A 17,868-nucleotide genomic window follows, 5' to 3' on the forward strand; every position below is an offset into this window, starting at 1 on the left:
GTTACTCCGCCGCGATCAGCTTGGCGCCCTGCACGTGCAGGCGACCGCTACGATAGGATGCGATCCGGTCCTCCACCTCATGGCGGAAGTGACGGAACAGGCCCTGGATCGGCCATGCGGCCGCGTCGCCCAGGGCGCAGATGGTGTGACCTTCAACCTGGGTCGTGACGTCCAGCAGGGTGTCGATCTCTTTCGGATCGGCCTCGCCGGTGACCATGCGTTCCATGACCCGCCACATCCAGCCGGTGCCTTCACGGCAGGGCGTGCACTGGCCGCAGCTCTCGTGCTTGTAGAAGTACGACAGGCGGGCAATGGCGCGGACGAGGTCGGTGTCCTTGTCCATGACGATGACAGCCGCAGTGCCCAGGCCCGAGCGCAGGGCGCGCAGGGCGTCGAAGTCCATCGGCAGGTCTTCGCACTGCTCGGCGGGGATCATCGGCACGGACGAGCCGCCAGGGATCACGGCCTTCAGATTACCCCAGCCGCCCCGGATGCCGCCGCAGTGATCCTCGATCAGCTGGCGGAACGGGATGCTCATGGCCTCTTCGACATTGCAGGGCGTGTTCACGTGCCCGCTGACGCAGAAGAGCTTGGTGCCGGTGTTATTGGGACGACCAAAGCCGGCGAACCAGGCCGCGCCGCGACGCAGGATGGTGCCCGCGACGGCGATGCTCTCGACGTTGTTGACGGTCGTGGGCATGCCGTAGAGGCCCGCGCCGGCCGGGAACGGCGGCTTCAGGCGCGGCTGACCCTTCTTGCCTTCCAGGCTTTCCAGCAGGGCCGTCTCTTCGCCGCAGATATAGGCGCCGGCGCCATGGTGGACGTAGATGTCAAAGTCCCAACCGTGGACGTTGTTCTTGCCCACCAGCTTGGCCTCGTAGGCCTGCTTGATAGCAGCTTCCAGCACTTCGCGCTCACGGACATATTCGCCGCGAATATAGATGTAGCAGGCATGGGCCAGCATGGCGCGCGAGGCGATCAGGCAGCCCTCGATCAGGAGGTGCGGGTCATGCCGCATGATCTCCCGGTCCTTGCAGGTGCCCGGCTCGGATTCGTCAGCGTTGACCACCAGATAGTGCGGACGACCGTCCTTCACTTCCTTGGGCATGAACGACCACTTCAGGCCGGTGCCAAAGCCCGCCCCGCCCCGGCCGCGCAGGCCGGAGTTCTTCATGTTGTCGATGATCCAGTCGCGCCCGGCGTCCAGGATGTCCTTGGTGCCATTCCAGCAGCCGCGCTTCTTCGCGCCTTCCAGGCCCCAATCATGGAGCCCGTAAAGGTTCGTGAAAATGCGGTCCTTGTCTTCGAGGATACCGACCATGACTCAGCTTTGCGGATCGAATGGATGGGCGCGCACATACCGCGTCCGACGAAGGATGACATAGGCGAAAAGCAGCCAACCGGCGGCAATCGTCACAAGACCCAGAACAACGGCCCATTGTGGCGCGCCCGCGATGACCCGACCCCAGATCAGAAGCAGGGCGCCCAGTAGGCAGGCCACGAAGCCGATGCCGCGTTCGCGGCGACCAAGGCCGCGAATCGTCTCGAGATAGGCGGCCTTGCGGGTGTTGAAGTCGCTGTCGTCGATCATGACGAAGTCCCCTCCTCCCGCTTCACGGCGCGCATCCAGCCCATGACGAACCAGATCTGCGCGCCCAGGCCGGCGGCGACCAGAACCAGGAAGGCCGGCAGCAGCCAACCGATTCCCAAGGCCACGTGACCGACGATCGCCGCGCCGGCCAGCACGAAGCAGACCACGTCGATGGCAAGCATCGCGGTCAGTCGCTTCTTCTGGAGGACGGCGTCAGCGTTCATCAGGCGGCCGGCTCCGTCTTCGGGGCCTTCTTGGGCTTTTCGGGCAGGTTCGGGATCTTGATCTTCTTGGCCAGCGAGCCGTCGTAGAGCTTGGGATCGATCAGGGTCTTGATCGAGTCCTTGGGCTCCGAGGCCTTGCGGCCTTCATAGCTGCCGGGCTGCGGCGACTTGCCGGCGGCGAAGTCGTCGAGGATCTGGGCCAGGCTCTCCGGCGTCAGGTCCTCGTAATAGTAGTCGTTGATAGCGGCCATCGGGGCGTTGCAGCACGCGCCCAGGCACTCGACCTCTTCCCAGCTGAACTTGCCGTCGGCCGAGACGTGATGGGCTTCGCCGATCTTGTCCTTCAGCACCTGGCGCAGGTCCAGCGCGCCGCGCAACTGGCAGGGCGTGGTGCCGCAAAGCTGTACGAAGGCGACCTTCCCCACCGGCTGCAGCTGGAACATCACGTAGAAGGTCGCGACTTCCAGAACCCGGATGACCGGCATCTCGAGCTGCCTGGCGATCTCCTGGATCGCGGGCTCGGGGATCCAGCCCTCCTGCTTCTGGGCCAGCCAGAGCATCGGGATCACCGCCGACTGCTTGCGCTCGGCGGGGTACTTGGCTTTCCACCAGTCAGCCTTGGCCTGGCTCTCCTTGGAGAACGCAAAGCTCGCGGGCTGTTCCTTGGCGAGACGACGAACGGACATGCGTCAGGCTTTCACGAAATCGACGCGGGCGATCTTGTCGCCGGCGAAGGTGTAGATGGCGGCGACCTCGAAAGGCGTCGCGTCGGGCGAACGGAAGACCCGCTCATGGTCGATGACCTTGTTGCCGATCACCACGCGCGACAGCAGTTCGGCGCGGTTCTGCGGAAACTGGGCGAACAGACCGACATGCCGCTCGCGGAAGGCCGCGACGCCGTGCAGGTTGGGCTCGGCGTTCAGATCGGCGACCATCATGTCGTCGGCGAAGTGCTGGCACAGCGCATCGACGTCCTGGGCGTTGTAGGCGTCCAGCTGGCCTTGAACGGCGGCCTCGATCAACGGTCGATCTCCCCGAACACGATGTCCAGCGAGCCGAGGATGGCCGAAACGTCGGCCAGCATGTGGCCGCGGTTCATCCAGTCCATGGCCGCAAGGTGCGGGAAGCCCGGCGCGCGGATCTTGCAGCGGTAGGGCTTGTTGGTGCCGTCGGAGACCACGAACACGCCGAACTCACCCTTGGGCGCCTCGACGCAGGCATAGACCTCGCCGGCCGGCGTGCGGAAGCCTTCGGTGTAGAGCTTGAAGTGATGGATCAGGGCTTCCATCGAGCGCTTCATTTCGGCGCGACGCGGCGGGCTGACCTTGTTGTCCTCGGTCATCACCGGGCCGGGCGTCTTGCGCAGCATGTCGCAGGCCTGACGGATGATCTTCGTCGACTCGCGCATCTCCTGCATGCGGCAGAGATAGCGATCATAGCAGTCGCCGTTCTTGCCCAGCGGGATGTCGAACTCGAACTCGTTGTAGCACTCGTAGGGCTGGTTGCGGCGCAGGTCCCAGGCGATGCCCGAACCCCGCACCATCACGCCCGAGAAGCCCCACTCTATGGCTTCCTCGCGAGTCACCACGCCGATGTCGACGTTGCGCTGCTTGAAGATGCGGTTGTCGGTGATCAGGCCTTCGATATCGTCGCAGATCTTCGGGAAGGCCTTGGCCCAGGTGTCGATGTCTTCGATCAGCTGGGGCGGCAGGTCCTGGTGGACGCCGCCCGGGCGGAAATAGTTGGAGTGCAGGCGAGCGCCGCAGGCGCGCTCGTAGAACACCATCAGCTTCTCGCGCTCCTCGAAGCCCCAGAGCGGCGGCGTCAGGGCGCCGACGTCCATGGCCTGGGTCGTCACGTTCAGCAGGTGGTTCAGCACCCGGCCGATTTCCGAATAGAGCACCCGGATCAGAGAGCCACGGCGGGGAACGTCGACGCCCAGCAGCTTCTCGATGGCCAGGCAGAAGGCATGCTCCTGGTTCATCGGCGCCACATAGTCGAGGCGGTCGAAGTACGGGATATTCTGGAGGTAGGTGCGCGCCTCCATCAGCTTCTCGGTGCCGCGGTGCAGCAGGCCGATGTGCGGATCGACGCGTTCAACGACTTCGCCGTCCAGTTCCAACACCAGCCGCAGCACGCCGTGCGCGGCCGGGTGTTGCGGGCCGAAATTGATATTGAACTTGCGGACGGGCGTTTCCGGGATGGCCGGAACCGTCGGTTCGTCGCGGACGAGATCGGTCACCGCTGCGGGGGTGTCTTGGCCGGTCATGCTTCCTGGCCTTCCTTACGCTGCTCGATGCTGAGCGAAACAAGCAGTCCGGCGATCAGCAGGACGGCGCCCAGCAGCGTGATGATGGTGGTCGCGACGTCCCACGACTGGGAAATCGCTGCTTGCGACAAAGGCAGGGCCAGCAGCACAGACGCCGCGCCCAGCAGCGCGCTGCGCAGCTCCGCGATTTCCATGCGCCGCAGTCCGGCTCCGATCGCCAGAGTCATGACCGCGATCATGATCGCGATGCCCAGACCCTTGTTCTGCTCCGTCGAGATTTGCGGCGCACGCGTAAACCAGCCCGTCAGCCGCATGCCGATGGTCATCAGGAACGCGGTGGAAAATGTCACCAGAAAGAACGCGGTGGCGGAACGGAACGTCGGCCTGCGCAGACCCATGATCAAGCATCCCCTGCTCTCTTCTCGGCCTTCTCGTCGCCGGGCAGGGCATACTTCGCGCCTTCCCAGGGGGAGAGGAAATCGAACGCACGGAACTCGGTAATCTTGACGGGTTCGTAGACGACGCGTTTCAGCTCGTCATCGTAGCGAACTTCCACGTAACCCGTCATCGGGAAGTCCTTCCGCAGCGGATGGCCGTGGAAGCCGTAGTCGGTCAGAATCCGGCGCAGGTCCGGATGTCCGTCGAAGAAGATGCCGTACATGTCGAACGCTTCGCGCTCGAACCAGTTTGCGACTTCGAACACCGGGGTGATGGTCGGAACCGGCGTATCCTCGTCGGTCGAGACCTTCAGACGGATGCGATGGTTCTTCACCAGCGACAGCAGGTGGTAGACGACGTCGAAGCGCGCAGCGCGTTCCGGATAGTCGACGCCGGCCAGGTCGATCAGCTGGTGGAAACGGCAAGCAGCATCGTCACGCAGGAAGACCAGCGTGTCGCAGACCGTCGCGGCGCGAGCCACGATGGTGAGCTCACCGAAGGCTACCGAATGACCGAGCACGCCCGGGCAACGGGCGACAATGTCTTGACCGAAGAGTTCGAGGGCTTCGCTCATCGCTCGATCGTCCCCGTGCGACGGATCTTCTTTTGCAGCTGTAGCACGCCGTAAACCAGGGCCTCGGCGGTCGGCGGGCAACCCGGGACATAGATGTCCACCGGCACCACGCGATCGCAGCCGCGAACGACGCTGTAGCTGTAATAGTAGTAGCCGCCGCCATTGGCGCAGCTGCCCATCGAGATGACGTAGCGGGGCTCGGGCATCTGGTCGTAGACCTTGCGCAGAGCCGGAGCCATCTTGTTGGTCAGGGTGCCGGCGACGATCATCACGTCGCTCTGACGCGGGCTGGCGCGCGGCGCGAAGCCATAGCGCTCCAGGTCATAACGCGGCATCGAAGCCTGCATCATTTCCACGGCGCAGCATGCCAGGCCGAACGTCATCCACATCAACGAACCGGTGCGGGCCCAGGTGATGAGATCGTCGGCGGCGGCCGTGATGAAGCCCTTGTCGGCCAATTGACCCGAGATGCCGTCGAAGAACGGATCGTGCAGCTTGGGATCATAGCCCTGCACCGTCGACCGGCCGGCCGAGCCAGCAGGAACGAGAGGCGAGCTATTGGCGGGAACGATCACTCCCATTCGAGGGCGCCCTTCTTCCATTCGTAGATGAAGCCGACAGTCAGGATGCCCAGGAACACCATCATCGACCAGAAAGCGAAGGCAGCCGCTTCATGCGGAAGCTTCATCAGCGTGACCGCCCACGGGAACAGGAACGCCACTTCCAGGTCGAAGATGATGAAGAGGATCGACACGAGATAGAATCGAACATCGAACTTCATGCGCGCATCATCGAAAGCGTTGAAGCCGCATTCGTAAGCGGACAGCTTTTCCGGGTCAGGCGCTCGGGGCGCGAGCACCGCGGCGGCGGCCAGGAAGGCGACGCCGATAACGGTCGCGATCCCTAGAAAGATAACGATCGGCAGATACTGGAGAAGGAAGGCGTTCATGACAGCCCTTGGCTTGAATCGAGCGGGTTGTAGCCCATGCCTGCCGACGCTTCAAACGCCTGCGACACATTGAGAAACGGTCGCAACTAGTCCCCATCCACAGCTTCGACGACATGGCCGTTGACACGAGTCCGCGCCCGACATATCAGACGCGCCTCGCCGAAGGGCGGGTCGCACTTTCGCTTCGGCGAAGGCCTAATGCGGATGTAGCTCAGTTGGTTAGAGCGCCGGCCTGTCACGCCGGAGGTCGCGGGTTCAAGTCCCGTCATTCGCGCCACCTTCCAAAGGTGGTAGTGCTTCCCTCTTAAGACGGCGAATACGGACGACTGTCGCGCCCTGGCGCACGACGCGGATGTAGCTCAGTTGGTTAGAGCGCCGGCCTGTCACGCCGGAGGTCGCGGGTTCAAGTCCCGTCATTCGCGCCACCGTCCGGCGCTTTCCCCCAGAATTCAAGCTTTCGATCCAATCGGTCCCCCATATTGGGTCATCTGATCGCAAAGGCTTGAGCTTGTCGCGGTCCGACACGATGTAGGATCGATGTCCAAAGCTTCCGCTCCCGTGTTTTCCGTTCTCGACCTTGCGCCCGTACCGATGGGCTCAACCGTTGGAGATGCGCTCCGCAACAGCCTCGATCTGGCCAGACATACCGAGCGGCTGGGCTTTCACCGCTATTGGCTGGCCGAACATCACAACATGTCGGGAATCGCCAGCGCCGCGACCGCCGTGGTGATTGGCCATGTCGCGGCCGGCACCTCTACGATTCGGGTCGGCTCGGGCGGAATCATGCTGCCAAACCACGCACCCCTGATGGTCGCGGAGGCGTTCGGCACCCTGGCCGCACTCTATCCTGGTCGCATCGATCTGGGTCTGGGCCGCGCGCCGGGCACAGATCAGGCCACGATGAGAGCGCTACGTCGCTACATGGGCGCTGTTGATTCGTTCGCCCAGGACGTCGTGGAGCTGCAGACCTGGTTTCAACCGGCCACACCGGACCAGGCCGTGCGCGCGGTCCCGGGCGAGGGCCAGGACGTTCCACTCTGGCTGCTGGGCTCCAGCACCTACAGCGCCCAGCTGGCGGCCGCCCTGGGCCTCCCCTTCGCCTTTGCCGCCCACTTCGCGCCGGATCAGCTCATGGACGCGGTCACCCTGTACCGCCGTCACTTCAAACCGTCCGCCGCCCTCGCCTCGCCCTACCTCCTGATCTGCATCGGCGTATGCGCGGCCGAGACTGATGAAGAGGCCAGGCGGCTGTCATCCTCCACGCAACAGCAGTTTCTGGCGCTGCGCAGAGGCCGGCCCGGCCTGTTGCCGCCTCCGGTCGACGACATCACCCAGATCGCTTCGCCGGCGGAGCTTGCGGGCCTCGAGCATACTTTCCGCTACTCGGCCGTCGGCTCGCCCGAAACGGTGCTGAGCAAGATCGAAGCGGTCCTGGCCCTGACCGGCGCCGACGAGCTGATGGCGGCCTCGCAGATCCATGATCACGCCGACCGTGTTCGCAGTTACGAAATCCTGGCCGGCGTGCGCGGTCGGCTCGGGCCCACAGCCTGAATCTACTAGTGGCGGAGCGCGGGCGCGGCGACGGCGGAGAAGCCGGTCGCGCCTGTCAGGCCGCCGTAGATTTGGCACAGAGCCCGGAAGACCGAATCCCAACCGTGCCGTTCTTCGGCGCGACAGCGGGCGGCTTGGCCAAGCCCCTCGGCGCCCCGCGCGAAAACAGATTCCACAGCCTCGGCCATGGCGCGAGCCTCAGACGCCACGGCAAGTTCGCCAACAGACGCGTCGACAGATTCGGCCACCCCGCCTGACGCGACGCCTATGACGGGCAGTCCGCAGGCCATGGCCTCCAGAACGACCAGACCGAACGGTTCATTGTCATTGGCGTGAACGAAAGCGTCGCATCCCGCCAGTGTAGCCGCCAGGACCTGAGGATCACGCTGATAGTCCATGCAGACAACACGGTCGCTGGCGGGCGCGCCGCTGCCCGCGCCGATCAGCAGCAGCACATACGGATCGCCAAGCCGCTCGACAGCCTCCACCAGCACGTCCAGCCGCTTTTCCCGCGCGGGCCGCCCGGCAAAAACCAGAATTCTGTGGTCCGGCCTCAAGCCCAGAGATCTACGCAGCCCTTCCCGGTCGCCGCGCCCCGGATGAAAGATATCCACATCCACGCCCAAGGGCAGGCCGATGGCGTTGGTGACGCCAGCTTCGATCAATCGTCCGGCGATGAAACGGCTCGGCGCTACGGCCTGATCGAACTGGCCATAGATCGCCGCCCAGCGCTTTTGCACCGGCTTCTCGGCCCATTCGCCGATATGCAGCGCCGCCAGCGCGCCTAGGTCAGTATGACAGAACCCCACGACAGGGACGCCCAGCGCATCTCCGGCCCGCAGCGCCGCCAAGCCGGGGGTATAGGGGTCACCCGCCTCGATGATGTTGGGCCTCTGGCGGATCAGCCGTTCCATCCAGGCCTGCTTGACGACTGGCCAGCGGTATCCATCACCAAACGGCAACGGGGCGGCATAGATCGATACGCGTCCCTGCCCGTCATGGGCGTCGCGCGCGCCGGGAACGACCAGAGTGTGGTGCACGGATGGTCGATTGGCTGCCAGCCAGGCCCGCTTCGAGTTTAGATACCGGCGCACGCCACCGCTCCGCGGGGCATAGAGCATGGTCGTATCCACCAGGCGCACGGTCGCCTCGGCCGCCGGGGCGCCCTCCAGGAGACCACGAAAGCCAAACGGTTGATCCGATCTCAGGTCCGCCACGCCGAATCCTCATCGCTATCCAGACCATGCCATTCGGCCTCGGAACGATAAAGGTTTCGCGACAACTAGAGTTCCTCGTTGCTCCGAGGCGCCCTCAAACCAACGCCGCGGCGAGCCAGCGCTTCCCGCAGCAGAGTTTCGATCTGGGCGTTCACGCTGCGAAGTTCTGCGGCGGCCAAACGCTCGACGGCAGCCAATACCTCGGGGCGCACGCGCATCAGAAATGCGCGTCGTCCACCCTTCCCGTTCTCGTTCGGATCGCTCGCCACGACCTAGCCGTACAGCGTGCCGGTATTGACCACGGGCTGGGCCTCACGATCGGCGCACAGCACCACCAGAAGGTTCGACACCATCGCGGCCTTACGCTCGTCGTCCAATGTGACGACGCCGCGTTCGCTGAGCTGGTTCAGCGCGTTCTCGACCATGCCCACGGCCCCCGCCACGATCGTGCGCCGGGCGGCCAGAACCGCTTCAGCCTGCTGGCGTTTCAGCATCGAACCAGCGATCTCCGGAGCATAGGCCAGGTGCATCAGATGCGCCTCATCGATGGCGACGCCGGCGACGGCGATGCGGGCCTGAAGATCGGCCTGGAGTTTCGCGCCCACCTCCTCTGCATCGGCGCGCAGGGTCGGCTCGCCCTCCTCCGCGTGATCGTAGGCGTAGTGAGAGGCGACCTCACGCAGTCCGGTTTCGATCTGGATATTCACGAAAGCCACGTAGTCATCGACATCGAACAGCGCCTGGGCCGAATCCGCCACGCGCCAGACGATATTGGCCGCGATCTCGATCGGGTTGCCGCGCTTGTCGTTGACCTTCAGCATCTCGCTGGTGACGTTGCGCACCCGCAGGCTGATCTTCTTCCGTCCGTACCAAGGCAATACCCAGCGCAGCCCTGTGGTGCGATCCGTGCCGACATAGGCGCCGAATACAGTCAGGACATAGGCCTCGTTCGGCTGCATCGAGTAGAAGCCACAACCGATCAGCGCGGCCAAGGTGACGAGCAAGGCGCCGAGCGCATTGTAGCCAGCGCCGTAGGCGTCGGCGTTAATAAACGCCCAGATCCCTGCGCCGATCAGAAGCGGAAGCGCCAAAAGCGGCAAGCCACCGCCAACGCCGCCACGGATACGCTCGACTGACCGGTTGATGGTGTGGACTTCCGACATCGTCGTTCTCCAATTTAGCTATTAAAGTGATATCACTTTGATCGCTCTTGGCAAGATGAAGCGGGACCGCGTAAGCCCAAGGCTTGGCAGAGCGGGGATCGAATGGCGCGTTACCTCTTCACCACCTGGGAAGGCGGCGGGCATGTGCAGCCCCTCCTGCTGGCCGCGCGCGATCTGCAGGATCGCGGCCATGCGGTTCTGATCCTCAGCGACGCCTGCAACGACGCGGACGCCGCCGCCCTGGGCCTGGCCTTCCAGTTCTGGACGACAGCGCCGAGCCAAACCGGCAAGCGCCGCGAGGACGATCGCCTGAAGGACCATGAAGCCGACAACCCCCTTGAGGTGATCCAGCGCCTGATCGACCGCATCATGGCGGGTCCGGCCTTGGCCTATGCGCAGGATACGCTCGCCGTCATCGACGCCTTCAAACCTGACGCGATCGTCTGTCAGGAACTTCTGCTGGGGGTCATGCTCGCTGCTGAAGCCAGCGATCTGCCGTTGGCCTTGTTCGCCGCCAACATCTGGTCGCTCCCGACCTTGGCCGGCGCCCCGCCTTTCGGCGCGGGTATGCCGCCGGCGACCTCGGACGAGGAGCGCACCATGCACGCTATGGTCACCCAGATGAGTCGCGGGCTGTTCCAGATCGGTTTGCCGGCCCTGAACATGGCGCGGACCGCGCTCGGCCTAGCTCCGCTGAACGATCTGTTCGACCAACTCGATGCGGCCCGCCTGATCCTGATCGCCACCAGCAGGGCGTTCGATTTCGCGCCAGATCCACTGCCCGCCCCGTTCGCCTATGCGGGGCCGTATCTGGCCGATCCCGCCTGGGTCGAGCCAGCGGCCATACCCGCTGGCGATGCTCCGCTGGTGCTGGTGTCGTTTTCCAGCCTCTATCAGGCGCAGGAGGCGGCGCTGTCCAACGTCATAGCCGCGCTCGGCCGCCTGCCGGTTCGCGGATTGGTGACGACAGGGCCCACGCTGGACCCGACAGAGTTCTCCTCGCCCAGCAACGTGATCGTGGTCCGCAGCGCGCCACACGCAGCTCTCCTGGACGAAACAGCGGTGTTTGTGACCCATGCCGGCCATGGCTCCACACTTCGGCCCCTGATGGCCGGCGTGCCGCTCCTGTGCATGCCGATGGGACGCGATCAGAACGACAACACCACCAGGGTGGTCGCACGCGACGCCGGCCTGCGCCTTTCGCCAGACGCAAGCGTCGAAGCGATCATGGCAGCGATCACTAGGTTGCTCGAAGATGTCCGCTATCGTCAGGCCGCGGCGACGCTGGGCGCGGCAATCCGAACGGATTTTGAGGACAGGTCGGCCGCAACCTTGCTGGAAGGCTTGCTGTCGCCTGAATGAATTTTGGTGGGCGGTGAGGGGATCGAACCCCCGACCCTCTCGGTGTAAACGAGACGCTCTACCGCTGAGCTAACCGCCCCAAAAGTCGAGCCGGCCTTCTAGCCGTCAGCGCGGTCCCTGCAAAGCGGGAATAAGAAAAAGGGCGGCGCGCCGCGAAGCGCTCCGCCCTCTTGTATATCAAAAACAGATCAGCCGTTGAGCGTGGTCTTCAGACCTTCGCCGACCTGGAAACGCGCGGTCTTGGAGGCCGGGCGGTTCACGGTCTCGCCAGTGCGCGGATTGCGCGCGGTGCCCGCTGCACGCGCGACGGCCTTGAACGTGCCGAAGCCCACGAGGCGCACGTCGTTGCCCGACTTGAGCGAGTCGGTAACGGATTCGATGAAGGCTTCCAGGGCGTCCTTAGCCTGATTTTTATTGATGCCCGCCTTCTCGGCGATCGCCGTGACGAGTTCGGCTTTTGTGGTCATGTTTTTCTCCCAGCCTGTAAAGCGGCGGCGCTTCGCAAAAGCCGACGCCACTTCGCTCGGCCGGGATTATGGCGGCGGAAAATGCCCCGTCAAATGAAGGCGGCGCGGGAATCTCCCGCGCCGCCATACTTATCAACGATAAGTTACTCTCAGTGGGTTAATATCGCGTCACCATCGCCCTCATCAACCTTCGCAGTTGCAGCAATGGGCTCGTCAGCCTCATTCCACTCTACAGGAGTCAGCGGGCCCGTCAGCGCATGCTTCAGCACCTCATCAACGGTTGAGACTGGAATGATCTCCAGACCGTCCTTCACCGACTGAGGCACATCGACCAGATCCTTCTCGTTCTCCTGAGGGATCAGAACCGTCTTCACGCCTGAACGCAGGGCCGCCAGGAGCTTTTCCTTCAGACCCCCGATGGCGGTGACGCGACCACGCAAGGTGATCTCGCCGGTCATGGCGATCTCCTTTCGGATCGGGATGCCGGTCAGCACCGACACCATGGCCACAGCCATGGCGGCGCCGGCGGACGGCCCGTCCTTGGGCGTGGCGCCGTCCGGCACATGGATGTGCACATCCGTCTTTTCAAAGACCGGCGGCTTGACGCCGAAGTGCAAGGCCCGCGACCGGACGTAGGACTGGGCAGCCGAGATCGACTCCTTCATCACGTCCTTGAGGTTGCCGGTAACCGTCATGCGGCCCTTGCCCGGCATCTTCACGGCTTCGATGGTCAGGATATCGCCACCGAACTCGGTCCAGGCCAGACCCGTGACGATACCGACCTGGTCGATTTCGTCGGTCTCGCCATAGCGGTACTTCTTGACGCCCGCATACTTGGCCAGCCGCTCGTCATCGATCGTGATCGAAACAACCTTCTCGCGCGACAGATCTCGGACGGTCTTGCGCGCCAGAGCGCCCAGTTCCCGCTCAAGTGACCGCACCCCGGCTTCCCGGGTGTAGTAGCGGATCAGGTCGCGGATCGCCTTTTCCGGAACGACAAACTCGGCGTCCTTGAGACCGTGATCCTTGGTCAGCTTCGGCAGGATGTGGCGCTTGGCGATCTCCAGCTTCTCATCTTCGGTGTAACCGGCGATGCGGATGATCTCCATGCGGTCCAGCAGCGGCTGGGGCATGTTGAGACTGTTGGCCGTGGTGACGAACATGACCTGGCTAAGGTCGTAATCCACCTCAAGATAATGGTCGCCAAAGGCGGAGTTCTGCGCGGGATCCAGCACCTCAAGCAGAGCCGAGGCGGGATCGCCGCGGTAGTCGCTGCCCATCTTGTCGATCTCGTCCAGCAGGACGAAGGCGTTGGTGGTCTTGGCCTTCTTCATCGACTGGATGACCTTGCCGGGCATCGAGCCGATATAGGTGCGGCGGTGGCCACGGATCTCGGCCTCGTCGCGCACGCCGCCGAGGCTCATGCGCACGAACTCACGGCCTGTGGCCTTGGCCAGAGACTTGCCCAGCGAGGTCTTGCCGACGCCGGGAGGACCAACGAGGCACAGGATCGGCCCCTTCAGCGAGTTGGTGCGCGCCTGGACAGCCAGATACTCCAGGATGCGCTCCTTGACCTTCTCCAGGCCGTAGTGATCCTCATCGAGGATGGCTTCGGCTTCGCCGAGATCGATCTTCTTGGTCTTGGCCTTGCCCCAGGGGATCGACAGCATCCAGTCCAGGTAGTTGCGAACCACGGTGCTCTCGGCCGACATCGGGCTCATGTTGCGTAGCTTCTTCAGCTCGCCCTCAGCCTTAGTGCGGGCCTCCTTGGAGAGCCGGGTCTTCTTGATGCGCTTTTCGAGGTCGATGAGTTCGTCCCGTTGGTCGTCGGGATCGCCCAGCTCGCGCTGGATCGCCTTCATCTGCTCGTTGAGATAATATTCGCGCTGGGTCTTCTCCATCTGGCGCTTCACGCGCGAGCGGATCTTTTTCTCGACCTGCAGGACGCTGATCTCGCCTTCCATGAGCGCGAAGACCTTCTCCAGGCGCTTCACGATATCGAAGATTTCCAGCAGATGCTGCTTGTCGCCGATCTTCACCGACAGGTGCGCGGCGATGCTGTCAGCCAGCTTGCCCGGCTCGGCGATCTGAGGGATCGAGGCCAGGGCTTCCGGCGGCACCTTCTTGTTCAGTTTGACGTAGTTCTCGAACTGCTCGACCACGGCGCGCGACAGCGCCTCGGCCTCGGGGCCAACGCCCTCGTCCTCACTCACTTCACCGATCTGGGCCTCATAGAAGGACTCCTGATCTGTGAACTTGACCACGGCCGCACGGCCCTTGCCCTCGACCAGCACCTTTACGGTGCCGTCGGGCAGCTTCAGCAATTGCAGAACGGTGGCCAGAACGCCGACATCATAGATGTCGCCGGGCGACGGATCATCGTCGGCCGAGTTCTTCTGGGTCACCAGCAGGATCTGCTTGTCGCCGCGCATCACCTCTTCGAGGGCGCGAACGGATTTGTCGCGTCCGACGAAAAGCGGCACGACCATGTGCGGGAACACCACGATATCCCGCAACGGCAAGACTGGAAGCGTACGAAGTTCGGACATAGTGCTCTTTACTCCCGGCCTGCGCGGAACCCGCGCTCGGCCATGCGGGCCGCCGTCACACCAGACGATGCGCCTGGGTCGATCGGCCCGTCCGCCCGGGACTGGACGGAATGGTCCCTATTTATGTGGACGTTTCGCAACAGCGTTCAAGAAGAGTCGCCTCATAGCGGCGACAGGTCGCGTGTAAGCAGTCAAGCTGAAGGGGATATGCCCTCAAACGCCCCACTCACGCAATTTCGTTGCAAAGCCAAGCCCGCCAACGATGCGAGCCAGCCTGACCACCCTGTGGCGCCGCCGCACCATTGAGATCCTAAGCGACAAAAACTCAGCATCCAGACATGAAAAAGGCGCGCCCCGAAGAGCGCGCCTCGTTCAGTCGGATCGGATGGCGCCTAGGCCGAAGCCGCGCCGCCCTTCTTTTCCGCGTAGATCAGCAGCGGCTGAGCCCGGCCTTCGACGACCTCGGCATTGACCACCACCTCCTCGACGCCTTCGTAGTTGGGCAGCTCGAACATGGTCTCCAGCAGGATGCCTTCCATGATCGAACGCAGGCCGCGCGCGCCGGTCTTGCGCGCGATGGCCTTCGTGGCGACGCCGTGCAGAGCGTCTTCCGTGAAGGTCAGGCCGATGTTCTCCATCTCGAACAGGCGCTGGTACTGCTTGACGAAAGCGTTCTTCGGCTCGGTCAGGATCTTGACCAAGGCAACCTCGTCAAGGTCCTCCAGGGTCGCGACCACCGGCAGACGGCCGATGAATTCCGGGATCAGGCCGAAGCGCTGCAGGTCATCCGGCTCGACGTTACGCAGGATCTCGCCCGTGCGACGCTCTTCCGGATCCGCCACCTTGGCGCCGAAGCCGATCGACTTGCCCTGGCCGCGCGCCGAGATGATGCGCTCCAGACCCGCAAACGCCCCGCCGCAGATGAACAGGATGTTGGTGGTGTCGACCTGAAGGAATTCCTGCTGCGGATGCTTGCGCCCGCCCTGCGGCGGCACGGAGGCCACAGTGCCTTCCATGATCTTCAGCAGGGCCTGCTGCACGCCTTCGCCCGAGACGTCACGGGTGATGGACGGATTGTCGGACTTGCGGCTGATCTTGTCGATTTCGTCGATATAGACGATGCCCCGCTGCGCCCGTTCGACATTGTAGTCGGCGGCCTGAAGCAGCTTCAGAACGATGTTTTCGACGTCTTCACCCACATAACCGGCTTCGGTCAGGGTCGTGGCGTCCGCCATCGTGAACGGCACATCGATGATTCGGGCCAGGGTCTGGGCCAGAAGCGTCTTGCCGGTGCCGGTCGGGCCAACCAGCAGGATGTTGGATTTGGCCAGTTCCACGTCGTTGTTCTTCGACGCGTGGTTGAGGCGCTTATAGTGATTGTGCACCGCGACAGCGAGCACCTTCTTGGCGTGACCTTGGCCGATTACGTAATCGTCCAGGACCTCACAGATTTCGCGCGGCGTCGGGACGCCATCCTTCGACTTCACGAAAGCAATCTTGTGCTCTTCGCGAATAATGTCCATGCAGAGCTCGACGCATTCATCACAAATGAACACCGTCGGTCCCGCGATGAGCTTGCGCACCTCATGCTGGCTCTTTCCGCAGAAAGAACAGTACAGGGTGCTCTTGGTATCGCCGCTCGCGGCTTTCGTCATGGTCGCTTCTCACGCTATGGCGGCGACGGCTACGGCCGTGACGCCCGCTCCTGGCTCACATGCCGCCACCGAAGGGACAGCTTACATGCCGGGAGTTGTCTAATCCTTGACATTCCCCGATCCTGCCGCAGTTCACAAGCCTTGGCGCCTTTTTCGAGCGCCTGACAGAGAATGCACCGTGCCGCGGAATGATCTTCCGGTCTAAAATGGGGACCACGGCCAACGGCGCAACCGCTCCCGTACCTCGACCCTTCCATAGAAGCGGAAGGCTTTAGAGCCCATGCGGGAATCGTGATCGAACAGCCGCTTGTTTAACAGGGCGCGCCCGATGCGCGCGGAGAAGAATGGCGAAGCGCTCATTAATGGCCAAGGGCCTGACGGCCTCAATGCCGATGACAGGCGACATGACCGATGCGCCGGCGCTCGTGGCCTTTGACTTCGACGGCACCCTGACCGTCCGCGACAGCTTCAACGCCTTCCTGAAATGGCGGGCGGGTCCCGCGCGCTGGACAGCGGGCGTGTTGCGGCTCTCTCCCGCCCTAGTGGGCTATGTCTTCAACCGCAATCGCGGCAAGCTCAAGGCGGCTGCGGTGCGCGAATTCCTGAAGGGCGCGACCCAGGCGGAGATCGAGGCCGATGCTCGGGCGTTCGCCGAACTGCACGCCCCTTCCCTCTTTCGTCCAGACGCCTTGGCCGTCTGGCGTCGATGGCGGGCCAAGGGCGCCAAGCTTGTCATCGTCACGGCATCGCCCGACATCACTGTCGCGCCGTTCGCGCGCGGCCTGGGCGCGGACCTGCTGATCGGCACCCGCCTCGCCTTCGATCACGACGACCGCGCCATGGGCGTCCTGGCGGGCCCCAACTGCCGCGCCAAGGAGAAGGTCGTCCGCCTCAAGGAAGCCTTCGGCGATGATGTTCGCCTTACCGCTGCCTATGGCGACACATCGGGCGACATCGAGATGCTGGCCATCGCCGATGAGCGCGGCTACCGCGTGTTCCGGGGCAAGCCGATCTAAACTGGCATCAAAAAAGCCGCCGGCCTCGCGGCCGGCGGCTTGATCAGTGTCGATCGGGCGAGGCCTAGGCCTTCGCGTCGGTCTCGTCGCGTGTCTCGTTGATATGGTCGATCAGACCCCAGGCCTTGGCTTCCTCGGCGCTCATGAAGTGGTCACGGTCGAGCGTGCGTTCGACCTCTTCATAGGTCCGGCCGCAGTGCTTGACGTAGATTTCGTTCAGGCGACGCTTGGTCTTGATGATGTCCTCGGCGTGGCGCTCGATGTCCGAGGCCTGACCGCGGAAGCCGCCCGAGGGCTGGTGCACCATGATGCGCGAGTTCGGCAGCGAGATGCGCTGGCCAGCGGCGCCGGCGCAGAGCAACAGGCTGCCCATCGAGGCCGCCATACCCATGCACACGGTCGAAACCGGGCTCTTGATGTATTGCATGGTGTCATAGATCGCGAGGCCCGCCGTCACCACGCCGCCCGGCGAGTTGATGTACATGGCGATTTCCTTCTTGGGGTTCTCGGACTCCAGGAAGAGAAGCTGCGCGCAGATCAGGCTGGCCATGCCGTCTTCGACGGGTCCGGTCAGGAAGATGATCCGCTCCTTGAGCAGGCGCGAGAAGATGTCGAACGCGCGCTCGCCGCGGCTGGTCTGTTCGACCACCATCGGCACGAGGTTCATCGCCGTTGCAACCGGATCGTACATAGGGTTCGCCCTTTTTCGCGTTTTGGGGCCGCGCGAATCAGACCTCGCGCGGCGTCGCCAACGCATATCGCGTGGCGCTTAACAGGTTGCAAGGAGCGGACGAAAAGCTTGAGCCAAAGAAAAGGCGCGGCCCTCGCGAGCCGCGCCCTGTT

At 63.7% G+C, this 17,868-nt stretch carries 19 protein-coding genes and 3 tRNA genes; 5 read left to right on the top strand and 17 right to left on the bottom strand.

The features are described 5' to 3' along the window. Position 1: 1 nt before the first annotated feature. The 10 genes from nuoF to ACW17V_RS10635 are packed head-to-tail and all read right to left on the bottom strand — an operon-like array spanning position 2 to position 6,045. A complete protein-coding gene (gene nuoF / locus ACW17V_RS10590; RefSeq protein WP_492105105.1) occupies positions 2 to 1,321 on the bottom strand; it encodes an NADH-quinone oxidoreductase subunit NuoF in 1,320 nt (439 codons plus the stop codon). Between the two features lie 3 nt (positions 1,322 to 1,324). Then, positions 1,325 to 1,591 (bottom strand): hypothetical protein, encoded by a 267-nt coding sequence (locus ACW17V_RS10595; protein ID WP_492105106.1) that lies wholly within the window; start codon positions 1,589 to 1,591, stop codon positions 1,325 to 1,327. After that, positions 1,588 to 1,815: a hypothetical protein gene (locus ACW17V_RS10600; protein WP_492105107.1), complete on the bottom strand. Its 228-nt coding sequence runs from the start codon at positions 1,813 to 1,815 to the stop codon at positions 1,588 to 1,590. The genes ACW17V_RS10595 and ACW17V_RS10600 overlap by 4 nt, the downstream gene beginning before the upstream one ends. Then, on the bottom strand, positions 1,815 to 2,501 hold the full coding sequence (gene nuoE / locus ACW17V_RS10605) for an NADH-quinone oxidoreductase subunit NuoE (protein WP_492105108.1): 687 nt from the start codon (positions 2,499 to 2,501) through the stop codon (positions 1,815 to 1,817). The genes ACW17V_RS10600 and nuoE overlap by 1 nt, the downstream gene beginning before the upstream one ends. A gap of 3 nt (positions 2,502 to 2,504) precedes the next feature. After that, on the bottom strand, positions 2,505 to 2,837 hold the full coding sequence (locus ACW17V_RS10610; protein ID WP_492105109.1) for a nuclear transport factor 2 family protein: 333 nt from the start codon (positions 2,835 to 2,837) through the stop codon (positions 2,505 to 2,507). Next, positions 2,834 to 4,084, bottom strand: a complete 1,251-nt coding sequence (locus ACW17V_RS10615) for an NADH-quinone oxidoreductase subunit D (RefSeq protein WP_492105110.1) — start codon at positions 4,082 to 4,084, stop codon at positions 2,834 to 2,836. Before ACW17V_RS10615 ends, ACW17V_RS10610 begins: the two co-directional genes overlap by 4 nt. Next, positions 4,081 to 4,482, bottom strand: coding sequence for a hypothetical protein (locus tag ACW17V_RS10620; protein WP_492108784.1), 402 nt, complete (start codon positions 4,480 to 4,482; stop codon positions 4,081 to 4,083). The genes ACW17V_RS10615 and ACW17V_RS10620 overlap by 4 nt, the downstream gene beginning before the upstream one ends. A gap of 2 nt (positions 4,483 to 4,484) precedes the next feature. Further along, positions 4,485 to 5,096, bottom strand: a complete 612-nt coding sequence (locus ACW17V_RS10625; RefSeq protein WP_492105111.1) for an NADH-quinone oxidoreductase subunit C — start codon at positions 5,094 to 5,096, stop codon at positions 4,485 to 4,487. Continuing rightward, positions 5,093 to 5,698, bottom strand: coding sequence for a NuoB/complex I 20 kDa subunit family protein (locus tag ACW17V_RS10630; RefSeq protein WP_492105112.1), 606 nt, complete (start codon positions 5,696 to 5,698; stop codon positions 5,093 to 5,095). Before ACW17V_RS10630 ends, ACW17V_RS10625 begins: the two co-directional genes overlap by 4 nt. Further along, positions 5,668 to 6,045: an NADH-quinone oxidoreductase subunit A gene (locus tag ACW17V_RS10635; protein WP_492105113.1), complete on the bottom strand. Its 378-nt coding sequence runs from the start codon at positions 6,043 to 6,045 to the stop codon at positions 5,668 to 5,670. The genes ACW17V_RS10630 and ACW17V_RS10635 overlap by 31 nt, the downstream gene beginning before the upstream one ends. Before the next feature lie 200 nt (positions 6,046 to 6,245). Between ACW17V_RS10635 and ACW17V_RS10640 the strand changes: the two genes are divergently transcribed. From ACW17V_RS10640 to ACW17V_RS10650, 3 genes are all read left to right on the top strand, one after another. Further along, positions 6,246 to 6,322: transfer RNA gene (locus tag ACW17V_RS10640), tRNA-Asp, on the top strand. Between the two features lie 71 nt (positions 6,323 to 6,393). Next, positions 6,394 to 6,470, top strand: a tRNA-Asp gene (locus ACW17V_RS10645). A 112-nt stretch (positions 6,471 to 6,582) separates the two neighbouring features. Further along, positions 6,583 to 7,596, top strand: a complete 1,014-nt coding sequence (locus ACW17V_RS10650) for an LLM class flavin-dependent oxidoreductase (RefSeq protein ID WP_492105114.1) — start codon at positions 6,583 to 6,585, stop codon at positions 7,594 to 7,596. A gap of 5 nt (positions 7,597 to 7,601) precedes the next feature. Here ACW17V_RS10650 and ACW17V_RS10655 read toward each other — a convergent pair whose 3' ends face one another. Next, entirely contained in the window at positions 7,602 to 8,768 is a 1,167-nt protein-coding gene (locus tag ACW17V_RS10655; protein ID WP_492108785.1) for a glycosyltransferase family 4 protein, read from the bottom strand. A 317-nt stretch (positions 8,769 to 9,085) separates the two neighbouring features. After that, complete coding sequence (locus ACW17V_RS10660) at positions 9,086 to 9,976, bottom strand: SPFH domain-containing protein (RefSeq protein WP_492105115.1); 891 nt, start codon at positions 9,974 to 9,976, stop codon at positions 9,086 to 9,088. A gap of 102 nt (positions 9,977 to 10,078) precedes the next feature. Here ACW17V_RS10660 and ACW17V_RS10665 point away from each other — a divergent pair, with 102 nt between their 5' ends. Beyond that, positions 10,079 to 11,338, top strand: a complete 1,260-nt coding sequence (locus ACW17V_RS10665; protein ID WP_492105116.1) for a glycosyltransferase — start codon at positions 10,079 to 10,081, stop codon at positions 11,336 to 11,338. Between the two features lie 4 nt (positions 11,339 to 11,342). Here the strand turns inward: ACW17V_RS10665 and ACW17V_RS10670 are convergent. The 4 genes from ACW17V_RS10670 to clpX form a co-directional block, all read right to left on the bottom strand. Further along, positions 11,343 to 11,417: transfer RNA gene (locus ACW17V_RS10670), tRNA-Val, on the bottom strand. A 109-nt stretch (positions 11,418 to 11,526) separates the two neighbouring features. Further along, on the bottom strand, positions 11,527 to 11,805 hold the full coding sequence (locus ACW17V_RS10675; protein WP_425996098.1) for an HU family DNA-binding protein: 279 nt from the start codon (positions 11,803 to 11,805) through the stop codon (positions 11,527 to 11,529). A gap of 149 nt (positions 11,806 to 11,954) precedes the next feature. Continuing rightward, complete coding sequence (gene lon / locus ACW17V_RS10680) at positions 11,955 to 14,354, bottom strand: endopeptidase La (RefSeq protein WP_492105117.1); 2,400 nt, start codon at positions 14,352 to 14,354, stop codon at positions 11,955 to 11,957. 392 nt (positions 14,355 to 14,746) lie between these two features. Continuing rightward, positions 14,747 to 16,009, bottom strand: coding sequence for an ATP-dependent Clp protease ATP-binding subunit ClpX (gene clpX, locus ACW17V_RS10685; protein WP_492105118.1), 1,263 nt, complete (start codon positions 16,007 to 16,009; stop codon positions 14,747 to 14,749). Between the two features lie 344 nt (positions 16,010 to 16,353). Between clpX and ACW17V_RS10690 the strand changes: the two genes are divergently transcribed. After that, entirely contained in the window at positions 16,354 to 17,025 is a 672-nt protein-coding gene (locus ACW17V_RS10690) for an HAD-IB family hydrolase (RefSeq protein WP_492105119.1), read from the top strand. Positions 17,026 to 17,089: 64 nt separating this feature from the next. Here the strand turns inward: ACW17V_RS10690 and ACW17V_RS10695 are convergent, their stop codons facing one another. Continuing rightward, on the bottom strand, positions 17,090 to 17,716 hold the full coding sequence (locus ACW17V_RS10695) for an ATP-dependent Clp protease proteolytic subunit (protein ID WP_062146317.1): 627 nt from the start codon (positions 17,714 to 17,716) through the stop codon (positions 17,090 to 17,092). Between the last annotated feature and the right edge of the window lie 152 nt (positions 17,717 to 17,868).

The sequence above is a fragment of the Caulobacter sp. FV2ye17ST genome, from assembly GCF_058680955.1.